Source organism: Gemmatimonadetes bacterium SCN 70-22 (genome assembly GCA_001724275.1).
Classification (GTDB): Bacteria; Gemmatimonadota; Gemmatimonadetes; order Gemmatimonadales; family Gemmatimonadaceae; genus SCN-70-22.
Genome location: MEDZ01000009.1, coordinates 53,863 through 74,499, shown reverse-complemented (window position 1 = coordinate 74,499; position 20,637 = coordinate 53,863). Strand labels below are relative to the sequence as shown.

The window sequence follows — 20,637 nt, the reverse complement described above, 5'->3', positions numbered from 1 at the left end:
AACGACGAAGTGCGCCAGCGCTTCCTCGCCCTCTCGGTGATCCTGACCGGCTTCGACGACGCCGAGCTGTGGGGGACGGGGATGGTCGACGAGTATCTCGGCTGGCTGCTCGGCACCGTCGGCGACCGGTTCACGGGTGATCTCCTGTCGGCGACGGAGTACGCCATCGACGAAGCGAAGGGCGACCAGGCGAAGCTCGAGATCCTGGTGCGCGAGAACATCCTCGCCGACGCGTCGCTTGGCCCCATCGCCCGCAACCTGATCGTCCTGTGGTACCTGGGGCAGTGGAACCAGCTCCCCGCCGACTGGCGCGATGCCCATGGGGCGAGCGCGCTGGACCAGACGTGCATCGTGTCGCCGGACGCCTACGTGCAGGGGCTGGCGTGGAAGGCCATCTACACGCATCCCACGGGGGCGAAGATGCCGGGGTACGCCTCGTGGGCGCTCACGCCACACGGCGCCGAGGACATCCCATGACGATGCCGCAAGGGAGTTACGACGCGATCGTCATCGGCGCCGGGCCGGTGGGACTCAACATCGCCAAGGTCCTCACCGATGCGGGAAAGCGGGTCCTCATCCTCGAGGCCGGGCGCGCCTCGGGGCTCTCGTACGACGGGTGGCTCTCGTACGTCGACACGTACCGCTCGGCGCTGGTGAAGGAGCCTAACTCGCCGTACCCCCCGAACCCGAACGCGCAGAGCACGTACAGCCAGGACATCCTGAACATGCACAAGCGCGTTCCCATCCTCTCCGGGTACCAGGTGGAGCGGGGGCCCCTCGCCTTCGCGTCCACCTACCTGAGGTCGTTAGGCGGGACGAGCCTGCACTGGCTGGGCACGTGCCCGCGCATGGTCCCCAATGACTTCCGGCTGAGGAGCACCTACGGCATGGGGGTCGACTGGCCGATCACCTACGACGACCTGCAGCCGTATTACTGCAAGGCGGAGTGGGCGCTGGGCGTGAGCGGGAACAAGGACGACCAGGAGCACTTCGGGATCTGGTTCCCGCCCGACTACGACTACCCCATGGAGCGCATTCCGCAGAGCTACAGCGACCGCGTGTATGCCAGGGGGGCGGCGAAGGCCAGGGTCCGGTTCTTCGGCCGCGAGTACGGAATGAGCGTCACCTCGCTCCCGCAGGCGCGCAACTCCATTCCACGCGGCGGCTACACCCTGCGCGGGGCGATGGGGGCGCCGCACGTGGGACAGCGGTGCGAGGGGAACGCCAGCTGCATCCCGATCTGCCCCGTGCAGGCGAAGTACAGCGCGCTGCGCACGCTGGGCGAGTTGGACCGGAACTTCTACACCCTGGTGACGCAGGCGGTGGCGTCGCGCCTCGTCATCGATCCGAGCGGGCGCATCGGCGGGGTGGAATTCAAGCGGTACGCGAGCGAGGGGTCCACCGAGTACGTCACGTCGACCGCCACGGCGACGCTGTACATCCTCGCGGCCCACGCGGTGGAGAACGCCAAGCTCCTCCTCGCGTCGGGGGCGGCGAACTCCAGCGACCAGGTGGGACGGAACCTGATGGATCACCCCTTCTTCCTGACCTGGGCGCTGAACCCCGCCCCGGTCGGCGCCTTCCGGGGCCCGGGACAAACCTCGGAGATCCCGTCGTTCCGCGACGGGCCGTTCCGCTCGGAGTTCGCCTGCTTCCGCATCGACCTCGGGAACTGGGGCTGGGACATCGCCACCTTCCCCCCCAACTCCAACGTGCAAGACGCGGCCGCGGCGAACGTCTTCGGGAAGCAGCTGCGGCAGCAGCTGGGCGACACCATTCCCCGCCAGCTGCGGGTCGGCTACGTGATCGAGCAGCTTCCGGAGCCGGGGAACCGGGTGACCATCGGACGCGAGTTCGTGGATCCCATCGGCTGCTACCGTCCCATCATCCACTACAACGTGTCGGACTACACGCGCGAGGGGATGGTCGCGGCCAACAGGATCTCCGACGCGCTCTTCCACGCGATGGGGATCGACGACGCCAACATCTTCACCCACTTCACCCCCGATTCACCCGGGTACATGACGTACCGCACGCGCGACGGCGAGGTGGTCCCGCTCTCGTTCTACGGCTCCGGGCACCACATGGGGACGCACCGCATGGGCGTGAGCCGCGCCGACTCGGTCACCAACCGCCACTCCCGCAGCTGGGACCACGAGAACCTGTACGTCGTGGGGTGCGGGAGCATGCCGACCATCGGCGCCTCGAACCCGACACTCACCGCGGTCGCCCTGGGATTCATGGCCGCCGACGACATGCTCACCCAGCTCGGCTGAGGCGCCGCGCATGCCCATCACGGATCTTCCCGACCTGCACCGCCACCTGCAATGGGCCCTGCAGGTGGAACACACCACCATCCCGCCGTACCTGTGCGCGCTTCATTCCATTCCCGACGGCTACAACGTCGAGGCGGCGACAGTCATCCGCAGCGTCGTGATGGAGGAGATGCTCCACATGACGCTCGTGGCCAACGTACTGAATGCGGTCGGGGGAACGCCGCGGCTGCATGATGCGGCGTTCGTGCACGCCTATCCCGCCCCGCTGCCCCACTCGGCAGACAAGCAGCCCGTGAACCTCCTTCCCCTGTGTGCCGAGTCGTTGGACACCTTCCTCCGCATCGAGAAGCCGGCCAGGGCGGGGGCCAAGCCGGAAGGGGACGACTACCACACGCTGGGGCAGTTCTACGAGGCGATCGAGGAAGGGCTCGAGCGCCTGTGCAGGGAGCTGGGGCCGTCGAAGGTCTTCACCGGGAAGGCGGCTCGGCAGGTGCAACCCGGCACCTGGTACTATGGAGGCGGGGGTGACGTCGTGGCGGTGCACGACCTCGCGACGGCCAGGCAGGCGCTCGAGGAGGTCATCGAGCAGGGAGAGGGATTCGAGGGAGAGATCTTCGACGAGGACGAGCGCTTCAACGACGTCGACGAGCTGGCGCACTACTTCCGATTCATGGAGCTGCGACTGGGACGCCGTTATGCGCCCACCGACACGCCGAAGTCGGGACCGACCGGAAGCCAGCTTCCCCTGGACCTGAGCGTGATCCTCCCGATGCGCGCCAACCCGCACAGCGAGGACTATCGCGCATATCCGTCGATCCATCGACAGATGGTCGCCTTCAACCGGATGTACACGCGACTCCTCGGGCAGCTCGAGGTGGCGTTCACCGGGACGCCGGGTGCACTGCGTGACGCCACCCCCCTCATGTACCAGCTGCGCTACCAGGCCGAGTCGCTGATGCGGATCCCGTCACCGCTCGAGGAGGGGAAGACCGTCGGGCCGGCGTTCGAGTTCGACGCGGCAACGACGGAACCGTAGGCGACGCCCCGGGGGCCGTCAGCGCAGGGTGCCGGGCGCCTCCAGGTGCGCGAAGCCGGCAAGGCGCGCGAGGAACGTCACCTGGATGTCCTTCGGCGTCCCCTCGAAGCAGTCGCTCCACCCCTTCACGAGCGCCTTCCACGACGAGCTGTCGAGGTGGGCCTGCAACGCCTTCCGGTCGCGGTAGCACTCGTAGAAGACGAGGGTGCGCGTGGGACGCTTGCGGGCGTCGAGGAGGCGGTGCACTAGGTAGACGAGGGCCCCCGGCTGCTCGCGATCGGTCTGGCGCCGCACCGCCGCGACCCGCGCGAGCGCCAGGGAGGTCGCGCCCGCCTTCATGGTGAACTGCGCGGTGATCGTGATCATGCCGCCTCCCGTGGATTGTGGTGGCATCCGGGCGCCGCCGGGGCACGCCCGATGGGTTGCCGACGCGGCCCAACCCTAGCGATCCAGAGCGCTTTCGTCAAACACGCGCCTTGGCTGCGGCGGTTGGGGACCAGGGGGCGAGCACGGCATCCAGGTCGTCCCGGAGCCATCGCGAGGCGTTCCCCTTCCGGATGATCGCCCAGCGAAGGAGCGCGCCGTTGGTGACGGTGAGCAGGGTCCGCGCCAGCTGTCCGGGGTCGCCGCGGCGCAGCTCGCCGGCGGCCATGGCCTCGCCCAGCAGGGTGCGCAGCAGGCGTTCCTGCTCCAGCGCCTGCCGGCGCGCGAGGCGGTGGAATTCCGGGTCGGTGAGGTCGACCTGGAGGAAGGCGAGGTGGTTGGCCATCTCCGCGGGCGTGGCGGCGAGGTCGGCGAGCGACTCGAGGACGCGCCGCGCCGCGGCGAGGGGCGACGCCGTCGCGCCCCGGGCGCGGGCCACCGCGTGCCGAGCGCGTTCCGATGCCGATGTCGCCAGGTGCAACAGCAGCGCCCGCCTCGACCCGAAGCGCTGCACCAGGGTGGCCGGGCTGACGCCGGCGGCGGCGGCGACGCGGGCGAGGGTGAGGCGCGCGGGGCCGACGTCACCGACGACGCGGGCGGCGGCCGTGAGGATGTCGGCGTCAGAGACGGTGCGGGGGCGGGACACGCGAACGGACGAGAAGACGAGAAGACGAGAAGACGAGAAGACGAGAAGACGAGAAGACGAGAAGACGACCAGGTGGGGGCTTGCGCAAGATGGGAACGGGGGTGCTATTTGTAAATGCGCATTCACAAACTGGCACACCGGAGGCGAGCATGACGGCACGCACGACACGGGCGGTGACGACCGGCGAGCGCACACGCCCCGCCAGCGCGGCCAGGCGGCCGGCACGCCGGCTCCCCCTCGCGGGACGGGTGGCCATCGTCGCCGGGGCCACCCGCGGGGCGGGACGTGGCATCGCCATCGCGTTAGGCGAGGCGGGGGCCACGGTGTACTGCACGGGGCGCAGCACGCGCGCACACCCCTCTCCCATCGCGCGCCCGGAGACGATCGAGGAGACCGCCGACTTGGTGACGGACGCCGGGGGGACGGGGATCGCCGTGCGCGTGGATCACACGGTGCGCCACGATGTCGACGCGCTCATGGCCCGCGTGCAGGAGGCGCACGGGGCGCTCGACATCCTGGTCAACGACGTGTGGGGCGGCGACGCCGCCGGCGACTGGCTGTGGCACCCCCTCGCGGAGACCGACGTCGACGCCGGCTGGGCCCTGATGCACCAGGCGATGTACTCGCACCTGCTCACCGCTCAGCTCGCCATCCCCCTCCTGCGCCGCGGGCGCCGTCCCCTGGTCGTCGAGGTCACCGACGGCGACACGCTCAGCTATCGCGGCGCGCTCTTCTATGACCTCATCAAGGTGTCGCTCATGCGGCTCGCCTTCTGCCTGAGCGTCGAGCTCCGCCCGCACCGCATCGCCGCCGTCGCCATCACCCCCGGCTTCCTTCGCTCCGAGGCCATGCTGGAGCATTTCGGCGTCACCGAGGAACGCTGGCGCGACGGGACGGAGAAGGACCCGCACTTCATCGCCTCCGAAACACCCCGATTCGTCGGGCGCGCCATCGCCGCCCTGGCAAGCGATCGCTCACTCCTGAAGAAGAGCGGCCAGACCTTCAGCTCCTGGGAGCTGGCCCGCACCTACGGCTTCCACGACGTGGACGGGCGGCGCCCCGACTGGCTGGCGCACTTCCGCCGGCACATCCCGCTTCGCCACCCGGCCCGCGCCTGGATGCGGGCCGGGCTGGAATGGGGCGACGCGCTGCGGGCGCGCACCCGAGGGTTCCTCGGCACGCGTTAGGCGGCGGCGCGGGCGGGAGCGTCCGGCGCCGGTCGGGGCCGGTCGGGGCCGGTCGGGGCCGGTCGGGGCCTGCCAGGCGCCGCCCGGTCAGAAGGCGCGTGCCTGCCCGTCGTGCCGCGGGTCGGCGGCGGCCACCCACGCGCCACCGCGCCGAGCGATGATGTACACGCGCGCGTAGCCGAACGACTGGGCCACCGGGACGTACCCCATCGCCTTGACGCGGGCCAGGACCTCGCCCTCGAAGCCGTTCTCCACCTCCACCCGTCGGGTGAGCGCGGGATACATCCGTGGCATCCGCAGCGCCTCCAGGGGGTCGAGTCCGTAGTCGACCACGTATGCCACCGTCTGGGCGATGGCGAAGGGGATGCGCCCCCCACCCGGCGACCCGACGACGACCTCCACGCGTCCGTCCTTGAGCAGGACCGACGGGGCGATCGTCGTGATGCGCGTGCGCCACGGCGCCGGGAGGTCGCCCGGAATGGCGTCCGCCGTGCGTGGCCACCACCCCGAGTCGTTGATCCAGAAGCCGGCGACGGCCGCTCCCGCGCCGAACATCGACGAGTTGGTGACGGTGACGGCGACGGCGTTGCCATCGCCATCCACCACCGAGATGTGCGTCGTCTCCCCCCCGGAGGCGGAATCGTGGACCGCGAAATCGTGCGTCGCGAGGCCGCGGGCGGCGGCGGCGCGGTTCGCGAAGTCGCGGGCCGTGCCGCCCGACCCGCCGGCAGGTGCAATCCCCGGCCGCCCCGGATACGGCTCGTATGCCTCGCACCCGGCCGCCACCGCGCCGTCGTACGGGTGCGCGTCGCGCGGCCGGAGCGAATCGGCGGCGTGCCCGGTCCCGACCACGTCGCGCCACTGTGCCGCGAAGGCGTGCGACACGAGCCCGCGCGCCGGGATCGCCTTCCAGCGCGGGTCGTCGTTGCCGGCGTGCGCCAGGATCGCCACCCGCATCGCCGACGCCATCGCGTCGAACGCCTCGCCGCTGCGCGTGGGAAGTCCGAGGGAGGCCAGCGGGCGCGACTCCATCAGCGCCATCGACTCCAACAGCTGCAACCCGCCCATCGGCGGCGGGGCCGAGAGGACGACCCGTCCCCGGTAGGTCGTGCACAACGGGCGCTTCCATTGCGGCTGGTACGACGCCACGTCGTCGAGCGTGGCGGGGTGCCCGCCAGCCGCAAGCCTCGTCACCAGCGCGTGCGCCGTCGCGCCGCGGTAGAAGCCGTCGCGCCCCTGCGCCGACACGCGCCGCAGCACCTCGGCCAGCGCCGGGTTGCGCAACGTGTCTCCCATCGCGACGAGGTGTCCGCCGGGCCAGTACAGCCGGCGGGCGATGGAGTCGCGCCCGAGCCGCGCGCTGTCGCGCGCGATCATCTCGGCCAGCACCGGATACACGGGGAACCCGTGTTCGGCGAGGGCGATCGCCGGTGCCATGACCTGCGCGCGCGCCAGCTTGCCGAACCGCGCGTGCACTTCCAGCAGCCCGGCCACGTTTCCGGGGATGGCCGCGACACGGAGCGGAACCGTCGAGTCGGCGCGAACCCCCCGCCATCGGGCCACCGGTTGCGAAGGATAGAAATCGAGGTACTCGGCGCGTCGCGCCCCCTGGTTCCAGTACAGGAGCGCCCCCCCGCCACCCACACCCGACATCTCCGGCTCGACCACCCCGATCGCGAACGCCGTTGCGACCGCCGCGTCGATCGCATTTCCCCCGGCGCGCAGCATGGCCACCCCCGCCTCGCTGGCCAGCGGATGCGCCGACGTCACCGCGCCATGCCGCCCGACCGCCCGCTTGCCGAGGTCGGGGGGACGCGTCTCGTCGATCCGCACCGCGGCCGAGCACGCGGCGAGTGCGAGGGAGGCGAGTGGCAAGATTCGCGAGGTCGGCATCATGGGCGCAATGGGGCGACGGTCGGGGAAGGACGCTCCCTGCGGCTACGCGGACCCCCTCCTCGTCCGCTGAGCCCCCCCTTTCCGGGCGAGCCAGCGGGGGACACTGTTGTTGTCGAAGGTTTGGCGGCCCCCCTCAGCCTCCACGCGCATGGACGTCTTCCTGACCGGCGCCACCGGTTTCATCGGGCAACCGCTCACGCGCGCCTTGCTGGCCCGCGGCTGGAATGTAACCGCCCTCGTCCGCTCTCCCGAAGGAGCGCCCGCGAGGCGACTGGCGGCGCTCGGAGCCCGCATCGTCCCCGGCGACATCAACGACCGGGAGTCGGTCCGGCGAGGCATGGAGGGCGCGAACCTCGTCGTGCATAACGCCGGGTGGTACGAATACGGCGTCGGACGACGCGCCGCCGCCCGGATGCACAAGATCAACGCCGAGGGCACCGACCTGGTCCTCGGTACCGCGCTGGAGATGGGGAGACCGCGCACCGTCTACGTCTCGTCCGTGATGGCGTATGGCGATTCGGGGGAGGACGCGAGGGACGAGCGCTTCGTGCGAGCCTCTCCTCCCAAATCGCCGTACGAAGCGAGCAAGGCAGAGGCGCACCGGGTCGCCGAGGCGCACGCCGCGAAGGGCCTCCCCCTCATCATCACCTGCCCAGGCGCGGTCATCGGCACGAACGACCACTCGCTGTGGGGGTACTTCGGGCGCCTATACGTGAATCGGCTGCTGCCGCCCATGGCGTGGGCGGCCGACGCCGTGCAGTCGCTGGTGCATGTGGACGACCTGGCGGTGGGAATCGCCCTGGCGGCGGAGCGTGGACGCACCGGCGAGACCTACATCCTCGCCGCCGAGGGGCGGCGCATGCGCGAGACCCTGGCGACGTGGTCGGAGCTGCCGGGGGCGCATCGCGTTCGGTTCTTTGTCCCCTCGTGGCTCGCCACCGCGATGTTCGCCCCCTGTGCGCCGCTCCTGCGCATGATGGGCCTTCCGGCGTTCCTCAGCGCCGAGGCGGTGCGCGCGGGAGGCATGAACTTCAACTACTCGGCGGCGAAGGCCGTGCGCGAGCTCGGTTGGCGCTACCGCGATGCGCGTGCGATGTGGCATGACGCGCTCGGCGGCGAGATCGCGCTGCTGCCGCTGCGACGGCACGAAGGGATCGTGTCGCGACTGCGCCCGAGCGAGCTCGCCCCGAATGCTGGGGAGCGCCACCCACCGCGGGAAACACCGTGAAGGATCACCAGTCCACGACTACCTGAGCATCCGCAGCGTCTCCGGGCGCAGCTCGCCGGTCATCTCCCACTCCACCAGCGACGCCGGCACCAGGCCAACGGCGTCGAAGGCGTCCATGTGCCGGCGCAGCGAGAAGGCGTCGCCCAGCTGCTGCCGGCGCCGCATGACGAGCCGATCGAGCAGCATCTTGCCGATCACGTAGCTCGTGCCGTACCCCGGTTGCTGCAGGTAGAGGTGCTGCTCGAACCGCACGAGGTTCCCCTGCAGGCTGAGCCACCCTCGCGGGGTGTTGGCCGACGTGAAGCGGGCAGACTCCTCGAGGGTGGCCAGGTTCGCATGCATGCGCAGGTCGCCTAACGCGCGGGCCGCGCGCTGGGCAAGGAGGACATAGACCAGCTCGCGCGATCGCGGCCGGGCGTCGAACATCCCCGCCTGCAGCATCTGCTCCTCCCACCCCGTCGCGTGACCCTCGGTGCGCGTGATGAAGATGTTGTACAGGAGCGGGGCACGCCGGATGGGATCGGGATGCGGCTCGTGCTTCATCACGCCGAGGTCGATCCAGTGATACCCGTGGGTCCGCATGATCACCGGGTCGCGATAGTCGACCTCGGAGAAGAACTCGCGCGGCCCCGGCGAAAAGCGCCCCAGCCGCTCGCGCAGCGCCTGCTCGGTCCACGGCTTGATGGTCATCAGGTCGTGTTCGCGCAGGTACGCCAGGTATTCCGGCACGGCGGCGCCGAATCGCCGGTCGAACTCCTCGGCGCTCGTGATCGGGTCCTGCCGCGAGGCCCCGGCGTTGCGAATCTCCTCGAGCGCCAGGAAGGCGTGTGCGCGCGCCAGCTCGCGCTCGATCAGCGCCACCTCCTCGCGCCACGTGTACGGCACGAGCATCACGTGCTTCAGGTACCAGTCGTAGTTCGCGACCCCGATCCCGGAGGGCCCCGACTTCGTCGCCGCACGACGCTCCACCCAGCTGGCGAACGAATCGGTGGCGGCGCGCGCACGAACCACGCTCTCACGGAGCGACGGTGGCTCGCTCGTCAGGCGCTTCTCCAGCTGCGCCAGGTCCCGGGATTGCCCCTTGAGGCTCGTGACGGCATGGGTCCAGAGGTCCCGCTGGCTCCCGACGAGGTTGCGCCTGGCCGCTGCCAGGAGCCCGGGGACGGCGCGCAGCCCCGCTTCGACCCCCGCGGCATCGGTCGCGGAGAGCGGGTACTGGTAGCTCCACAGCTCCACGGCGCCGATGGCGAACGGTCCCTCGCGTGCCGGCTGGTCGCTCTGCTCGGCGAAGACCGTCACGTAGAACGCCGGATTGTTGGCCCACGGTCGCAGGACGCGGTGGTCGAAGTCCAGGCCGTTCATCTCGGCGCGCACCACGTGCCAGTCCACCTGCTGGGCAATCGTCCACCCGCTCGTGTCGATCGCGGCCAGGCGCCGCTCGAGCGCGGGAAGGGCGCGCGCCTGCCTGGCCATGGCGGGCGCCGAGTAGTCCGGCACCCCGCCCACTGACCTGGGGCGCTGGAACGCGCGCCACTCCTGGAACAGCGCCACGAGGTCGGCGTGAGTGCGCGGTCGCGGCGCCTGTGCGAGGAGTGGAGCCGGGGCCGCCACGGCAAGGGTTGCCGCGAGCACGCGGAGCAACCTCTCGCTCGGGATCCAATGGGGCAAGGACCGTGCGACGGGCATGGGTCGGTGGGACGGAAGGGAGGGGGAACGTTCCCGCCCATTCTCGCCCTTCGGGGGAGTGCGGTCAACACGTCCGAGCGATACGCGCAGGGGGGAAAACAGAACGGGACGCCCCCCCGGACGCCCCGTCTGTAAACCCCCAGCCCTTCCCAACCACACATCGATTGGCTGCTGCGTGTATACCCGCGTGCGGGATGGTGTTCCCTCGGGTTTCGCCTCAGTCGCCTGCCTCTGTGTGTACGCCTAACGGTATCGAAAGCGTTGAACTCTTGCGTCCCAGGACCTTCGCCGTGAGGTCGTCGAGCAGGGTGTAGACCACCGGCACGACGAATAGCGTCAGCACGGTGGAGGTGATCAGCCCGCCAATGACGGCGTGCGCCATGGGGGCGCGCTGCTCGGCCCCCTCGCCCAGGGCCAGCGCCAGCGGGAGCATGCCGAAGATCATCGCCGCCGTGGTCATGATGATGGGGCGGACGCGGATGCGGGCGGAGTTGAGGATGGCCGTGCGGCGATCGCGCCCCGCCTCGCGCTCCTTGTTCACGAAGTCGATGAGGAGGATTCCGTTCTTCGTCACGAGTCCCATCAGCATGATGATCCCGATCATCGACATCACGTTCAGCGACCCCCCGGTGACGAGGAGGCCGAGCGCCACCCCCAGGAAGGAGAGCGGGAGGGCCAGCATGATGGAAAGCGGCTGGATGAAGGAACCGAAGATCGAGGCGATGATGAGGTAGATGAAGACCACGGCCAGGAGGAGCGCCTCGAGGACGTAGCCCTTGGTCTCGTTCAGGTTCTGGACGTCGCCGCCGAAGATCGTGCGATACCCGGTCGGCAGGCCGATCGAGTTCAGCGCCTCGCGCGCCTGGTCGGCGACGGTCCCCATGCTGTACCCCGGGAGGACGCCGGCCGAGATCGTGACGCGCCGCTCGAGGTAGCCGCGCTCGATCTGTTGCGGCCCGACCCCCGGGCGGATCTCCGCCACTTGCGACAGCGGAATGGTGATCGGCTGTCCGTTGCGCGTGTCGATGTTGGTGCTCAGCAGCGGGATCCGGGCCACGTCCTCGGGCGAGACGCGCGAGGAGTCCGGGTACACGACCATGACGTCGTGGGAATAGCCGTTGGGATCCTCCCAGCGGGTGGCGCGCTGCCCCTGGAACAGCGGCTGCAACGTCCCGCCGATCGTCTGCATGGCGAGCCCGGCGGCCCACGCCTGCTGCCGGTCGACGCGCACGTCGAGCTGGGGGATCTCCCCCTCGTCGCTCGACTGCGGCTCGGCCACCCCCGGAACGCTGCGAACGGTCTGCAGCACCTGCTCGGCGGCGAGCTTGAGGCGTGTGGGTTCGGGGCCCTGCACGTAGATCTGGATCGGCTGCCGATAGCCGCCGAAGATCGACGACGATCCGGTGATGGACGGGCGCACCCCCGGGATCCCGGCCAGCTTCTTCCGCAGTTCGCCCTGGACCTCGAACATCGACTTGTCTCGTTCGTGCCTGGGCTTGAGGCGAACGAAGATCTGCCCGCCGTTGGTCCCGCGCGACATCCCACCGCCGCCGCCGACCGACAGCGAGGTGAAGTTCACCTCGGGCTGCTGGCGGAGGAACGCGGCGATCTCGTTCCCCTTGCCGACGGTGTACTCGAGCCGCGACCCGGGCGGGGTGCGGAAGGAGACGTTGAACTCGCCGGCGTCATACTCCGGAAGCCAGGTGAAGCCGAGGACGGGGAAGAGGAGGAAGGCCGCAACGATCGATGCCGCGGCAAGCCCCACCATCGTCCACGGACGGTCGAGCGCCCATCCCAGCGCGCTGCGGTACCGCTCCGACATGCGCTCGAACCAGGCGTCGAACGCGAAGGCGAGCTTCCGGATGGGGTTCTTCGTCTTCCGGCGCGTCGCGTCGTGCCCGCCGTGCTCCACCTCGGGGTCTGGCCAAATGCTCGACAGCATCGGGTCGAGGGTGAACGAGACGAACAGCGAGACGAGCACCGCGAACGCCACCGTCACGCCGAACTGGAAGAAGATCTTCCCGATCTGCCCGCCCATGAAGGCGACGGGGACGAAGACCGCCACGACCGCCAGGGTGGTGGAGAGCACCGCCAGCCCGATCTCGTCGGTCCCTTCCTTGGCGGCGCGATAGTGATCCTTCCCCATCTCCAGGTGGCGCACGATGTTCTCGCGCACCACGATGGCGTCGTCGATCAGGAGCCCGATCGCCAGCGACAACGCCAGGAGCGTCATGGTGTTCAGCGTGAAGTTGAAGAGCCACATCACGAAGAACGCCGAGATGATCGACACCGGGAGGGTGAGGCCGGTGATGACGGTCGAGCGCCAGGAATTCAGGAAGAGGTAGATGATCGCGATCGTGAGGACGGCGCCGAGGATGATCGACAGTTCCACGTCGGCCAGGGACTCGCGGATCTTGATGGAGTCGTCGCGGATCAGCGTGAGCTTGATGTCCGCCGGGAGGCTGCGCTGGATCTCCTGGATGACCTTGTTCACCCCGTCGGAGACGGCGACGGTGTTGGAGCCGGTGATCTTGAGGACCTCGAGCGAGACGGCGGGGACGTTCTGGCCGTCGGCCGTGGAGATGAACGTGGCCGATCGGCGGTCGGCGAAGCCGTCGACGACGGTTGCGACGTCGCGCACCCGCACCGGGGTGCCGTTGCGCACGGTGACGACCACGTCGTTGAAGGCCATCGGATCGCGGATGCGGCCCGTCACGCGGACCAGGCGCTCGGTCTCGCCGCGGAAGACCCGACCGGCGGGGGTCTCCTGGTTCTCGCGCGAGAGCGCCTGCGACACCTGCGCCGGCGAGATGCCATAGGCGACGAGCGCATCGGCGTTGAGCTGCACCCGGATCTGGCGCGTCGCGCCGCCGTTGACGTTGACGCCGCCGACGCCCGGGACGCTCTCGAAGCGCGGCTTGATGGTCTGCTCCGCCAGGTCCGTCAGCTCGCGGATCGGACGCTCGTCGCTCTGCATCGCCACCGACATGATCGGACGATCGTTCGGGTCGAAGCGCATGACGATCGGATCGTCGATGTCCGGCGGCAGCGTGCGACGCAGGCGGGCGATCTTGGCGATCACCTCCTGCTGCGCCTCGATCGGGTCCATGCCGAGCTGCAGCATGAGGCGGACGCTGGAGTTCCCTTCCGACGAGGTGGAGGTGATCTCGCGGATGCCGCTGACGGTGTTGAGCGACTCCTCGATGGGGCGCGAGACGTCGCGTTCCATCACCTCCGGGCTCGCCCCGGGATAGCTGGTGGAGGCGATGACGACGGGGTAGGTGATGTCGGGATACTCGTCCACGGCGAGGCGCTTCAGCGCCACGATCCCGAACACCATCAGCGCCACCATCATCATGGTGGCGAAGACGGGACGCTTGATGGAGACGTCGGACAGGAACATCGGGTGGCTCCCTCGCGCCTAACGCGCCCTGGTGGTGTCGCGGCGTGCGGCGCCAGGCGCCCCGGCCGACTCGCCCGCGCCGCCGGCCGGACGCCCCGGCTGCGTCTCGCTGGACATCACGCGCACCGACATGCCGCGCCCGAGCGCCCCCACGTTGCCGACGATGATCTGGTCGCCGACCGCGAGCCCGCTCAGGACCTGCGTCATGTTGATCGTCTCGTCCACGATCCCCAGCTCGACCTCGGCATGCTGCACCTTGCCGCCCTCGATGCGGTACACGAACGGCTTGTCGCCGCTGCGGGCCGACTGGCGCACGGCGGCCGTCGGGACCAGCAGCGCATTGCGGATCGACTGTCCCACGATGCGTCCGGTGGCGAAGGCGTTGCCCTTGATGGCGCCGTTGCGGTTGGGGACCTGCATGTACACGGTGATGGAACGGTTGGCCGGGTTGATGGTGGGCGAGATGCGGGCCACCTTCCCTTCCATCTGAAGCCCGGACGAGGCGAAGCGGACGACCTGTCCCACGGCGAGCTCGCCCGCCTGCCGCGCGGGGACGGCCGCCTCGAGCTCGAGGACGTCGTTGCGCACCACGGTGAAGAGCGTGGCGCCACGGGAGACGTGCTCGCCCGGCTCCACCGTGCGATCGGCGATGATGCCGGTGGTCGGCGCCAGGACGCGCGTGTCCTGCGCGGTCTGTGCCGACGCCTTGAGCCGCGCCTCGGCCGCAGCGAGCCTGGCCTTGGCCGCCGCCAGCGTCTGCTGCGCGGTGCGCAGGTCACGCTCGGCGATCGCCCCCGCCTTGAACAGCTCCTCGGACTGGTCGGCGTTCCACTGGGCGTTGGCGACATCGGCCTTGGCCGACTCGCGGTCCGCCAGCGCCGAGGCGCGCTCCCCCTCCTGCACGGAGCTCTCGAAGCGCGCCATCAGCTGCCCCGTCGTCACGCGATCGCCCTCACGCGCCAGCACCTGCACCACGTCGCCTTCCACGCGCGAGCGGACGGCGATCTCCTCGATCGGCTTGAGGTCGCCGCTGATGAGGATGCTCGCCTCGATGGTGCCGGGCTTCACTTCGGCCACGTCGCCCGGGCCGAGGACCATCGCCGAAGGGGCGCCGCGAGCGCCCGCGCCGGGGGCGGCGGTCGCCCCGGGGGCGGCGGCACCCTTGGCATCGCCGGCCGCACCGGCGGTCGCCGCCTCGCCCGTCTTCTTGCAGGCGCCGAGGGAAAGCAGGGCCAGCGCGCCTAACGCCAGCACGGGAGTCGAATATCGCACAGGAGTTCCTATCGAGTCGTCGGTCGGGTCGGCGGGAGCGGGATGTCCACGCCGCGGGCGCGGGCCAGCTCGGCCGCCGCCAGGTAGTAGTCGATCGTGGCGCGTGCCGCGTTGGTGCGCGCCGTCAGGAGGAGCAGCTGGGCGTCGGACACCTCGAGCTGCGTCGCGAGCCCGCGCTCGAAGCGCAGCGAGGCGATGCGGAAGGCCTCGTCGGCCTCGGCCACGTTCTGCCGCTGCGCCTCGAAGGCCGCCTCGGCGCGGGTGAACTCGGCGCGGGCACGGGCTCGCTCGACCGCCACCGCCTCGCGCTCCTGCGCCAGCTGCAGGCGCGCCACCCGCTCCTGCGCCTGCGCGAGGTCGATGTTCCCCTTGGCCCGCAGCCCGTCGAAGAGCGGCCATTGCACCTGCACACCGAAGCTGCGGTCCGGGAACCAGCCGTTGTTCTGGCACACCCGCGTCGCCGGCGACCCCGGCGGGCAGTTGGCGTTGGACGTGTTCCCCCAGATGGTGGGGAAGCCGTTGTTGGACGGGAGCGCCGTATACCCCGTCTGGAAGAAGGTCGAGATCGTCGGCATCAGGTCGGCGCGCGCCACGCGAATCCCCTCGCGCCGGGCATTGACCGTCAGCAGCGCCGCCCGCTCCGATGCGCGCACGGGGTCGGGTTCGGAGTCGTGCGCCACCGCGCGCACCACGCCGCGCAGCGCCGCCGTGTCGATCTCGCTCGTGAGCGCGATGGGGCGCGCGCCGGGAATGTTGAGGAGGCGTCGCAGCTCGATGTCGGCCAGCTCGCGCCCGGCACGGGCCTGCAGGAGCGCCGGCTCGAGGTTGGCGCGCTCCACCCTGGCCCGCAGCACCTCGTACCGCGACGCGCGCCCGGCGCCTTGCAGCTGCTCGACCAGGGCGATCCGCTGGTCCGCCAGCTCGAGATTGCGCGCCTGGATCGCCTCGAGTTCGCGCTGCAGCAGCGCGCTCAGGTACGCTCGCTGCACGTCGACCGACAGCTGCGCGTGCGTCTCCGCGACGTTCAAGCGCGCCGAACCGCGCACGTCCGACGCCGCACGCGCGCCGGCCCACACCCGCCCCCCCTGGAACAGGGTCTGCGAGATGTTGATGTTCGAGCTGTAATTGAAGTTCTGGCCGAAGATCGAGCCCACGATCTCGGCACGGGCGTTCCGCAGCACCTGCGAGTAGTTCCCCGCCAGGCGCATCTGCGGCAGCCCGGTCGCCCGGGCCGACGTCACCTGCGCATCGGCAATCTCCACCTGCGCAGACGCCAGGCGCGACTCGTCCGACTCGCGAAGGGCGCGCGTCACCGCGTCACCGATCGCCAGTCGCACGGTGTCACTCGCCTGCGAAACCGCCCCCTGGGCGGAAATGGCGAACGGGGTGGCCAGCACGGCGGCCGCCGTCACCAGGGCTGTCCTGAATGAGATTCGGTAAATCATCCACCAACGTACGCGTATCGAGACACAGTCGTTCACCAGATTGTCGGGCCCGGGACGAGCCGTCCGGCGACGCGGCCGGACGAAGTGGGGCGGCGGAAGCCAGGCTCCGCCGCCCCTGAATGAAGATAGACCGTCGCGACCGGCCGAACGTTAAGGACTGCGTCCCGAACTCCCCGCGCCGGTGGCCAGCGACAGCAGCTTCCTCACCTCTCCCACGATCGCCACCCGCAGCACCCCCTGCGGCCTGTCGTAGCGCTCGAGTTCCTCCTTGGCGGCCGAGGCCCAATCCTCGGGGGGCCTCCGCCCGGCGGCCACGAAGCCGATCGCCTCCGTCCCGATCACGGCCGACCGCGCGAGAGCCCGGGCCGCCGGAAGGGCCGCCGCCAGCGTCGGTGACCTCGTCGCGAGACGCTCCACCCTCGGGAGCAGGAGACTCCACCCCTCGAACAGCTGGAGGAGCGTATCGCGCGCCGCCACGTCGCCGGCGTCGAGGGCGAGCCGTCGCACCAGCCGCTCGGTCGCCCATCGCCCCGCGGGATCCGGGGGTGCGGCATCGACGAGCCGGGTGAGTGGGTGGAATTGGTTTGTCCCCTGGCCGCTCCCGTTCATCCGCTGCCCGAAGCCCGGCGGCTGCACCGCGGTGAAGAGCGATTCGAGGGGGGCGACGTCGACCCCCGGCGCGATGGTGGCCAGCATCCGCCGCGAGTGAGAACGGACGCGCAGCCCCATCCCTTCCAGTCGATCGGACAGGATTCCCAGCCGCCGGTACATGTCGGCCACGTCGGCCACCTCGCGCGGCGACCAGAGGCGTTCGGCCACCGCCCCCAGGCGCGGCCAGATTCGTGAGTCGGCGCTCTCGGCGGTGATGAACTCGGCCCAGATCGCGCCCTCGCCACCGAGGATGAGCCGTTGCTGCGCGGGAGTCAGTCCGTCGAACTGCGGCACGGGCTCGACCGTGTAGTAGTCGGTGGCGGGCTTGATGTGGTCGAGGTACCACGGGGCCGAGAGGATCCCGTTGAACCCTGCCTTCACGCTGTTGGCCAGGTACTGCGTCCCCCGCCACGACTGCACGACGGTCTTCCTGGGGAGGTCGTCGTGCAGGATCTCGTCCCACCCGACCATCCGCTTGCCGTGCCTGGCGAGGATGGTGCTGAGGCGCCGGTTGAAGTGCGCCTGCAGCGCGGCGTTGTCCTTGAAGCCGTGGCGCTTGCGCCAGGCGACGATGCGAGGGACGGAATCCCAGTGCTTCGACTCCACCTCATCGCCCCCGATGTGCCAGTAGGGGTCGGGAAAGAGGGGGACCATCTCGTCGATGAAGCGGGCAAGGAAGGTGTAGGTCGCCTCGCGCGTCGGATCGAAGATCGCGTCGGCCCCGCCCCACTCGCGGCGGATGGCGATCGGTGGCGACTGGGCGCTGTATTGCGGATAGCCGACGAACCAGGCGGTGGAGTGTCCCGGGACGTCGAACTCCGGGACGACACGGATGCCGCGGTCGCGCGCGTAGCGCACGATGTGGCGCACCTGGTCCTGCGTGTAATAGAGCCCGTCGCTCCCCAGCTGGTGGAGGCGGGGGAACCGCTTGCTCTCGACGCGAAAGCCCTGGTCGTCGCTCAGGTGCCAGTGGAAGACATCGAGCTTGACCAGCGCCATGGCGTCGAGCGTCCGCTCCAGCTGCTCGACCGGCATGAAGTGGCGCGAGACGTCGACCAGGAGGCCGCGCCACGGGAAGCGCGGCTCGTCGGCAATGGAGGCCGCGGGGAGGAAGAAGCCCGCGCTGTCGCCGTCCACCAGCTGCAACAGCGTCTCGAGCCCGCGCAGCGCGCCGACGACCGTGGCGGCCTGCAGCGTCGCCCCATCGGGAGAGATCGCGATGGTGTAGCGCTCGACCTCCTCCACCCCCTGGATCGCCATCCCTGCCGACGACACATCGACGGCGATGGCGCCCCGGGTGGCGGTGCGGCTGACGGAGCGCGACACCGGCTGCGACATGCGCCGGGCCAGTCGTCCCCGGAAGCGGTCGAGCGCCCGCTCGAGGCGGTCGTCGGAAAAGGCGGTGACGGCGAAGGGCGTCGTGCTGTCGATCGCCATCCGCCCCACTCCCAACCGCACCGACGCCGGGACGGGGAGGAGCGTCGAGGGCTGCGCCGCGAGCGGGAGCGCGCGGGCGGCGGCCAGGAGGGAGAGGGGGAGGAGGAACCGTCGGGTCGTCATGGGGCGAATGTGCCAGCGCGGCTCCCGCGCAGCCAGTGCCCTCCATCGCCCCCGATGGTATCGCCCCCGCCAAGCCACAGGTACTTTCTCGTCTTCTCGTCGTCCCGTCTTCCCGTCCTCTCGAATTCCATGTCCCTCACCTCCCTCGACTGGCTCATCGTCGTCCTGTCGATCGTCGTGTCGTTCGCCCCGGCCGTCATCCTGGCGCGGCGGGCGGGGTCGAGCACGGCCGAGTTCTTCACCTCGGGGCGCAGCGCCCCGTGGTGGCTGGTGGGGGTGAGCATGGTGGCGACCACCTTCTCCACCGACACGCCGAACCTCGTGACCAACCTCGTGCGCGAGAAGGGGGTGGCCAACAACTGGGCGTGGTGGTCGTTCCTCCTGACGGGGATGATGACCGTCTTCTTCTACGCGCGGCTCTGGCGGCGGTCGAACGTGCTGACGGACCTGGAGTTCTACGAGATCCGTTACTCGGGGAAGGCCGCGACCTTCGTGCGCGGATTCCGCGCGGTGTACCTGGGGCTCTTCTTCAATTGCGTCATCATGGCCAGCGTGAACCTGGCGGCGGCCAAGATCGCCAACGTCATGCTCGGCTGGCCCATGTGGCAGACGCTCCTGGTCTGCGCGGTGCTCAACGTGGCCTTCGCCGCCACCTCGGGACTCTGGGGGGTACTGGTCACCGACTTCATCCAGTTCGGCATCGCGATGACCGGCGCGTTCGCGGCCGCGTACTTTTCGCTGCAGCAGCCGGAGGTCGGCGGGCTGTCGGGACTCTTCAGCAAGATCCCCCCGCAGACGTTGCACCTCCTCCCCGACTTCAGCGACTGGGGGCTGACGCTCTCGGTCCTCATCATCCCCCTCACCGTGCAGTGGTGGTCGGTCTGGTACCCGGGCGCCGAGCCCGGGGGCGGGAGCTACATCGCGCAGCGCATGCTGGCATCCAAGAGTGAGAACGACGCCCTGGCGGGGACGCTGTTCTTCAACTTCGCGCACTACGCCCTGCGCCCGTGGCCGTGGATCATCACCGGCCTCTGTTCGATGCTCGTCTTCCCCGAGTTGGGCGACATCGCGAGGACCTTCCCCTACGTCGACCCGAAGCTCATCGGGCACGACATGGCCTACCCGGCCATGCTCAAGTTCCTCCCGGCCGGCTTCATGGGATTGATGATCGCGGGAATGCTGGCCGCCTACGTCTCGACCATCTCCACCCACCTCAACTGGGGGACGTCGTACCTGGTGCACGACGTGTATCGCCGCTTCGTGAAGCCCGGCGCGACCGAGGCGCACTACGTCATGACCGGGCGGCTGGTGACGGCCCTCCTGATGGTGCTCGCCGCCGGGCTCACCTTCGTCCTCGACTCGGCGCGGCAGTCGTTCGAGCTCCTCATGTCGATCGGCGCGGGGACCGGATTGCTCTATCTCCTGCGCTGGTTCTGGTGGCGGGTGAGCGCCTGGAGCGAGATCGCGGCGATGGTCACCTCGTTCATCGTCGCGGTGTCGTTCTTCGTCGCCGGGAAGGCCGGGATGACGACGCCGTCGCACATCGCGCTCATCGTCGGGGTCGCGATCACGACGGTCGTGTGGATCGCGACGGCCTACCTCGCCCCTGCCACCGACCCGTCCAAGCTCGAGTCGTTCTACCGGCTCGTGCGCCCGGCGGGCCCGGGGTGGAACGTCGTGCGCACGCGCACCGGGCTCCCGGCATCGACCGACTCGCTTCCGATGGCGATGCTCGGGTGGGTCCTCGGATGCGCCTTCGTGTACTCCGCGCTGTTCGGCGCCGGGAGCTTCCTCTATGGCAACAGGGCGCAGGGGATGGTGTTCCTCGCCGTCTTCCTGGCGAGCGGCGCCGGGCTGGTACGCCTCCTCCCGCGCATGTGGCGCACGTCGGAGTCGTGATGGCGGGTACGACGCCGGGCAGTCGCGTC

At 70.0% G+C, this 20,637-nt stretch carries 14 protein-coding genes; 6 read left to right on the top strand and 8 right to left on the bottom strand.

What is annotated here, in order from left to right; translation table 11 throughout:
• Positions 1-9: 9 nt before the first annotated feature.
• From ABS52_06435 to ABS52_06425, 3 genes are read left to right on the top strand one after another with little or no spacing between them, the layout of a single operon-like run.
• Positions 10-477, top strand: coding sequence for a hypothetical protein (locus ABS52_06435; protein ODT04019.1), 468 nt, complete (start codon positions 10-12; stop codon positions 475-477).
• The gene (locus ABS52_06430) at positions 474-2,276 is read left to right on the top strand and encodes a hypothetical protein (GenBank protein ID ODT04018.1); all 1,803 of its coding nucleotides are present in this window, start codon (positions 474-476) and stop codon (positions 2,274-2,276) included. Before ABS52_06435 ends, ABS52_06430 begins: the two co-directional genes overlap by 4 nt.
• Before the next feature lie 10 nt (positions 2,277-2,286).
• Positions 2,287-3,312 (top strand): hypothetical protein, encoded by a 1,026-nt coding sequence (locus tag ABS52_06425; protein ID ODT04017.1) that lies wholly within the window; start codon positions 2,287-2,289, stop codon positions 3,310-3,312.
• An 18-nt stretch (positions 3,313-3,330) separates the two neighbouring features.
• Here the strand turns inward: ABS52_06425 and ABS52_06420 are convergent, their stop codons facing one another.
• Positions 3,331-3,678 carry a hypothetical protein gene (locus ABS52_06420; GenBank protein ID ODT04016.1) on the bottom strand — a complete coding sequence of 116 codons (348 nt, stop codon included), beginning with the start codon at positions 3,676-3,678 and terminating at the stop codon, positions 3,331-3,333.
• Positions 3,679-3,775: 97 nt separating this feature from the next.
• Positions 3,776-4,381 (bottom strand): hypothetical protein, encoded by a 606-nt coding sequence (locus ABS52_06415; GenBank protein ODT04015.1) that lies wholly within the window; start codon positions 4,379-4,381, stop codon positions 3,776-3,778.
• A gap of 149 nt (positions 4,382-4,530) precedes the next feature.
• Here ABS52_06415 and ABS52_06410 point away from each other — a divergent pair, with 149 nt between their 5' ends.
• Positions 4,531-5,568: a hypothetical protein gene (locus ABS52_06410; GenBank protein ODT04014.1), complete on the top strand. Its 1,038-nt coding sequence runs from the start codon at positions 4,531-4,533 to the stop codon at positions 5,566-5,568.
• 87 nt (positions 5,569-5,655) lie between these two features.
• Here the strand turns inward: ABS52_06410 and ABS52_06405 are convergent, their stop codons facing one another.
• Positions 5,656-7,464: a hypothetical protein gene (locus ABS52_06405; protein ID ODT04013.1), complete on the bottom strand. Its 1,809-nt coding sequence runs from the start codon at positions 7,462-7,464 to the stop codon at positions 5,656-5,658.
• A 148-nt stretch (positions 7,465-7,612) separates the two neighbouring features.
• On the opposite strand from ABS52_06405, the gene ABS52_06400 reads away from it, so the two are divergent.
• On the top strand, positions 7,613-8,692 hold the full coding sequence (locus ABS52_06400; protein ID ODT04012.1) for a hypothetical protein: 1,080 nt from the start codon (positions 7,613-7,615) through the stop codon (positions 8,690-8,692).
• Between the two features lie 18 nt (positions 8,693-8,710).
• Here ABS52_06400 and ABS52_06395 read toward each other — a convergent pair whose 3' ends face one another.
• The 5 genes from ABS52_06395 to ABS52_06375 all read right to left on the bottom strand — a co-directional run bounded on the left by ABS52_06395 (position 8,711) and on the right by ABS52_06375 (position 18,709).
• Complete coding sequence (locus ABS52_06395; GenBank protein ODT04131.1) at positions 8,711-10,303, bottom strand: hypothetical protein; 1,593 nt, start codon at positions 10,301-10,303, stop codon at positions 8,711-8,713.
• Positions 10,304-10,595: 292 nt separating this feature from the next.
• Complete coding sequence (locus ABS52_06390; protein ID ODT04011.1) at positions 10,596-13,781, bottom strand: hypothetical protein; 3,186 nt, start codon at positions 13,779-13,781, stop codon at positions 10,596-10,598.
• A gap of 18 nt (positions 13,782-13,799) precedes the next feature.
• On the bottom strand, positions 13,800-15,035 hold the full coding sequence (locus ABS52_06385; GenBank protein ODT04010.1) for a hypothetical protein: 1,236 nt from the start codon (positions 15,033-15,035) through the stop codon (positions 13,800-13,802).
• Positions 15,036-15,061: 26 nt separating this feature from the next.
• Positions 15,062-16,465, bottom strand: a complete 1,404-nt coding sequence (locus ABS52_06380) for a hypothetical protein (GenBank protein ID ODT04009.1) — start codon at positions 16,463-16,465, stop codon at positions 15,062-15,064.
• Between the two features lie 183 nt (positions 16,466-16,648).
• Complete coding sequence (locus ABS52_06375) at positions 16,649-18,709, bottom strand: hypothetical protein (GenBank protein ID ODT04008.1); 2,061 nt, start codon at positions 18,707-18,709, stop codon at positions 16,649-16,651.
• A 129-nt stretch (positions 18,710-18,838) separates the two neighbouring features.
• Here ABS52_06375 and ABS52_06370 point away from each other — a divergent pair, with 129 nt between their 5' ends.
• Positions 18,839-20,608, top strand: coding sequence for a Na+:solute symporter (locus ABS52_06370; GenBank protein ID ODT04007.1), 1,770 nt, complete (start codon positions 18,839-18,841; stop codon positions 20,606-20,608).
• The last annotated feature ends 29 nt before the right edge of the window (positions 20,609-20,637 follow it).

Excerpts from the sequence above, each read along its gene's own strand:
- ABS52_06430 (ODT04018.1), top strand. The coding sequence starts at position 474 with ATGACGATGCCGCAAGGGAGTTACGACGCGATCGTCATCGGCGCCGGG.
- ABS52_06425 (ODT04017.1), top strand. The coding sequence starts at position 2,287 with ATGCCCATCACGGATCTTCCCGACCTGCACCGCCACCTGCAATGGGCC.
- ABS52_06420 (ODT04016.1), bottom strand. The coding sequence starts at position 3,678 with ATGATCACGATCACCGCGCAGTTCACCATGAAGGCGGGCGCGACCTCC.
- ABS52_06410 (ODT04014.1), top strand. The coding sequence starts at position 4,531 with ATGACGGCACGCACGACACGGGCGGTGACGACCGGCGAGCGCACACGC.
- ABS52_06405 (ODT04013.1), bottom strand. The coding sequence starts at position 7,464 with ATGATGCCGACCTCGCGAATCTTGCCACTCGCCTCCCTCGCACTCGCC.
- ABS52_06400 (ODT04012.1), top strand. The coding sequence starts at position 7,613 with ATGGACGTCTTCCTGACCGGCGCCACCGGTTTCATCGGGCAACCGCTC.
- ABS52_06390 (ODT04011.1), bottom strand. The coding sequence starts at position 13,781 with ATGTTCCTGTCCGACGTCTCCATCAAGCGTCCCGTCTTCGCCACCATG.
- ABS52_06375 (ODT04008.1), bottom strand. The coding sequence starts at position 18,709 with ATGACGACCCGACGGTTCCTCCTCCCCCTCTCCCTCCTGGCCGCCGCC.
- ABS52_06370 (ODT04007.1), top strand. The coding sequence starts at position 18,839 with ATGTCCCTCACCTCCCTCGACTGGCTCATCGTCGTCCTGTCGATCGTC.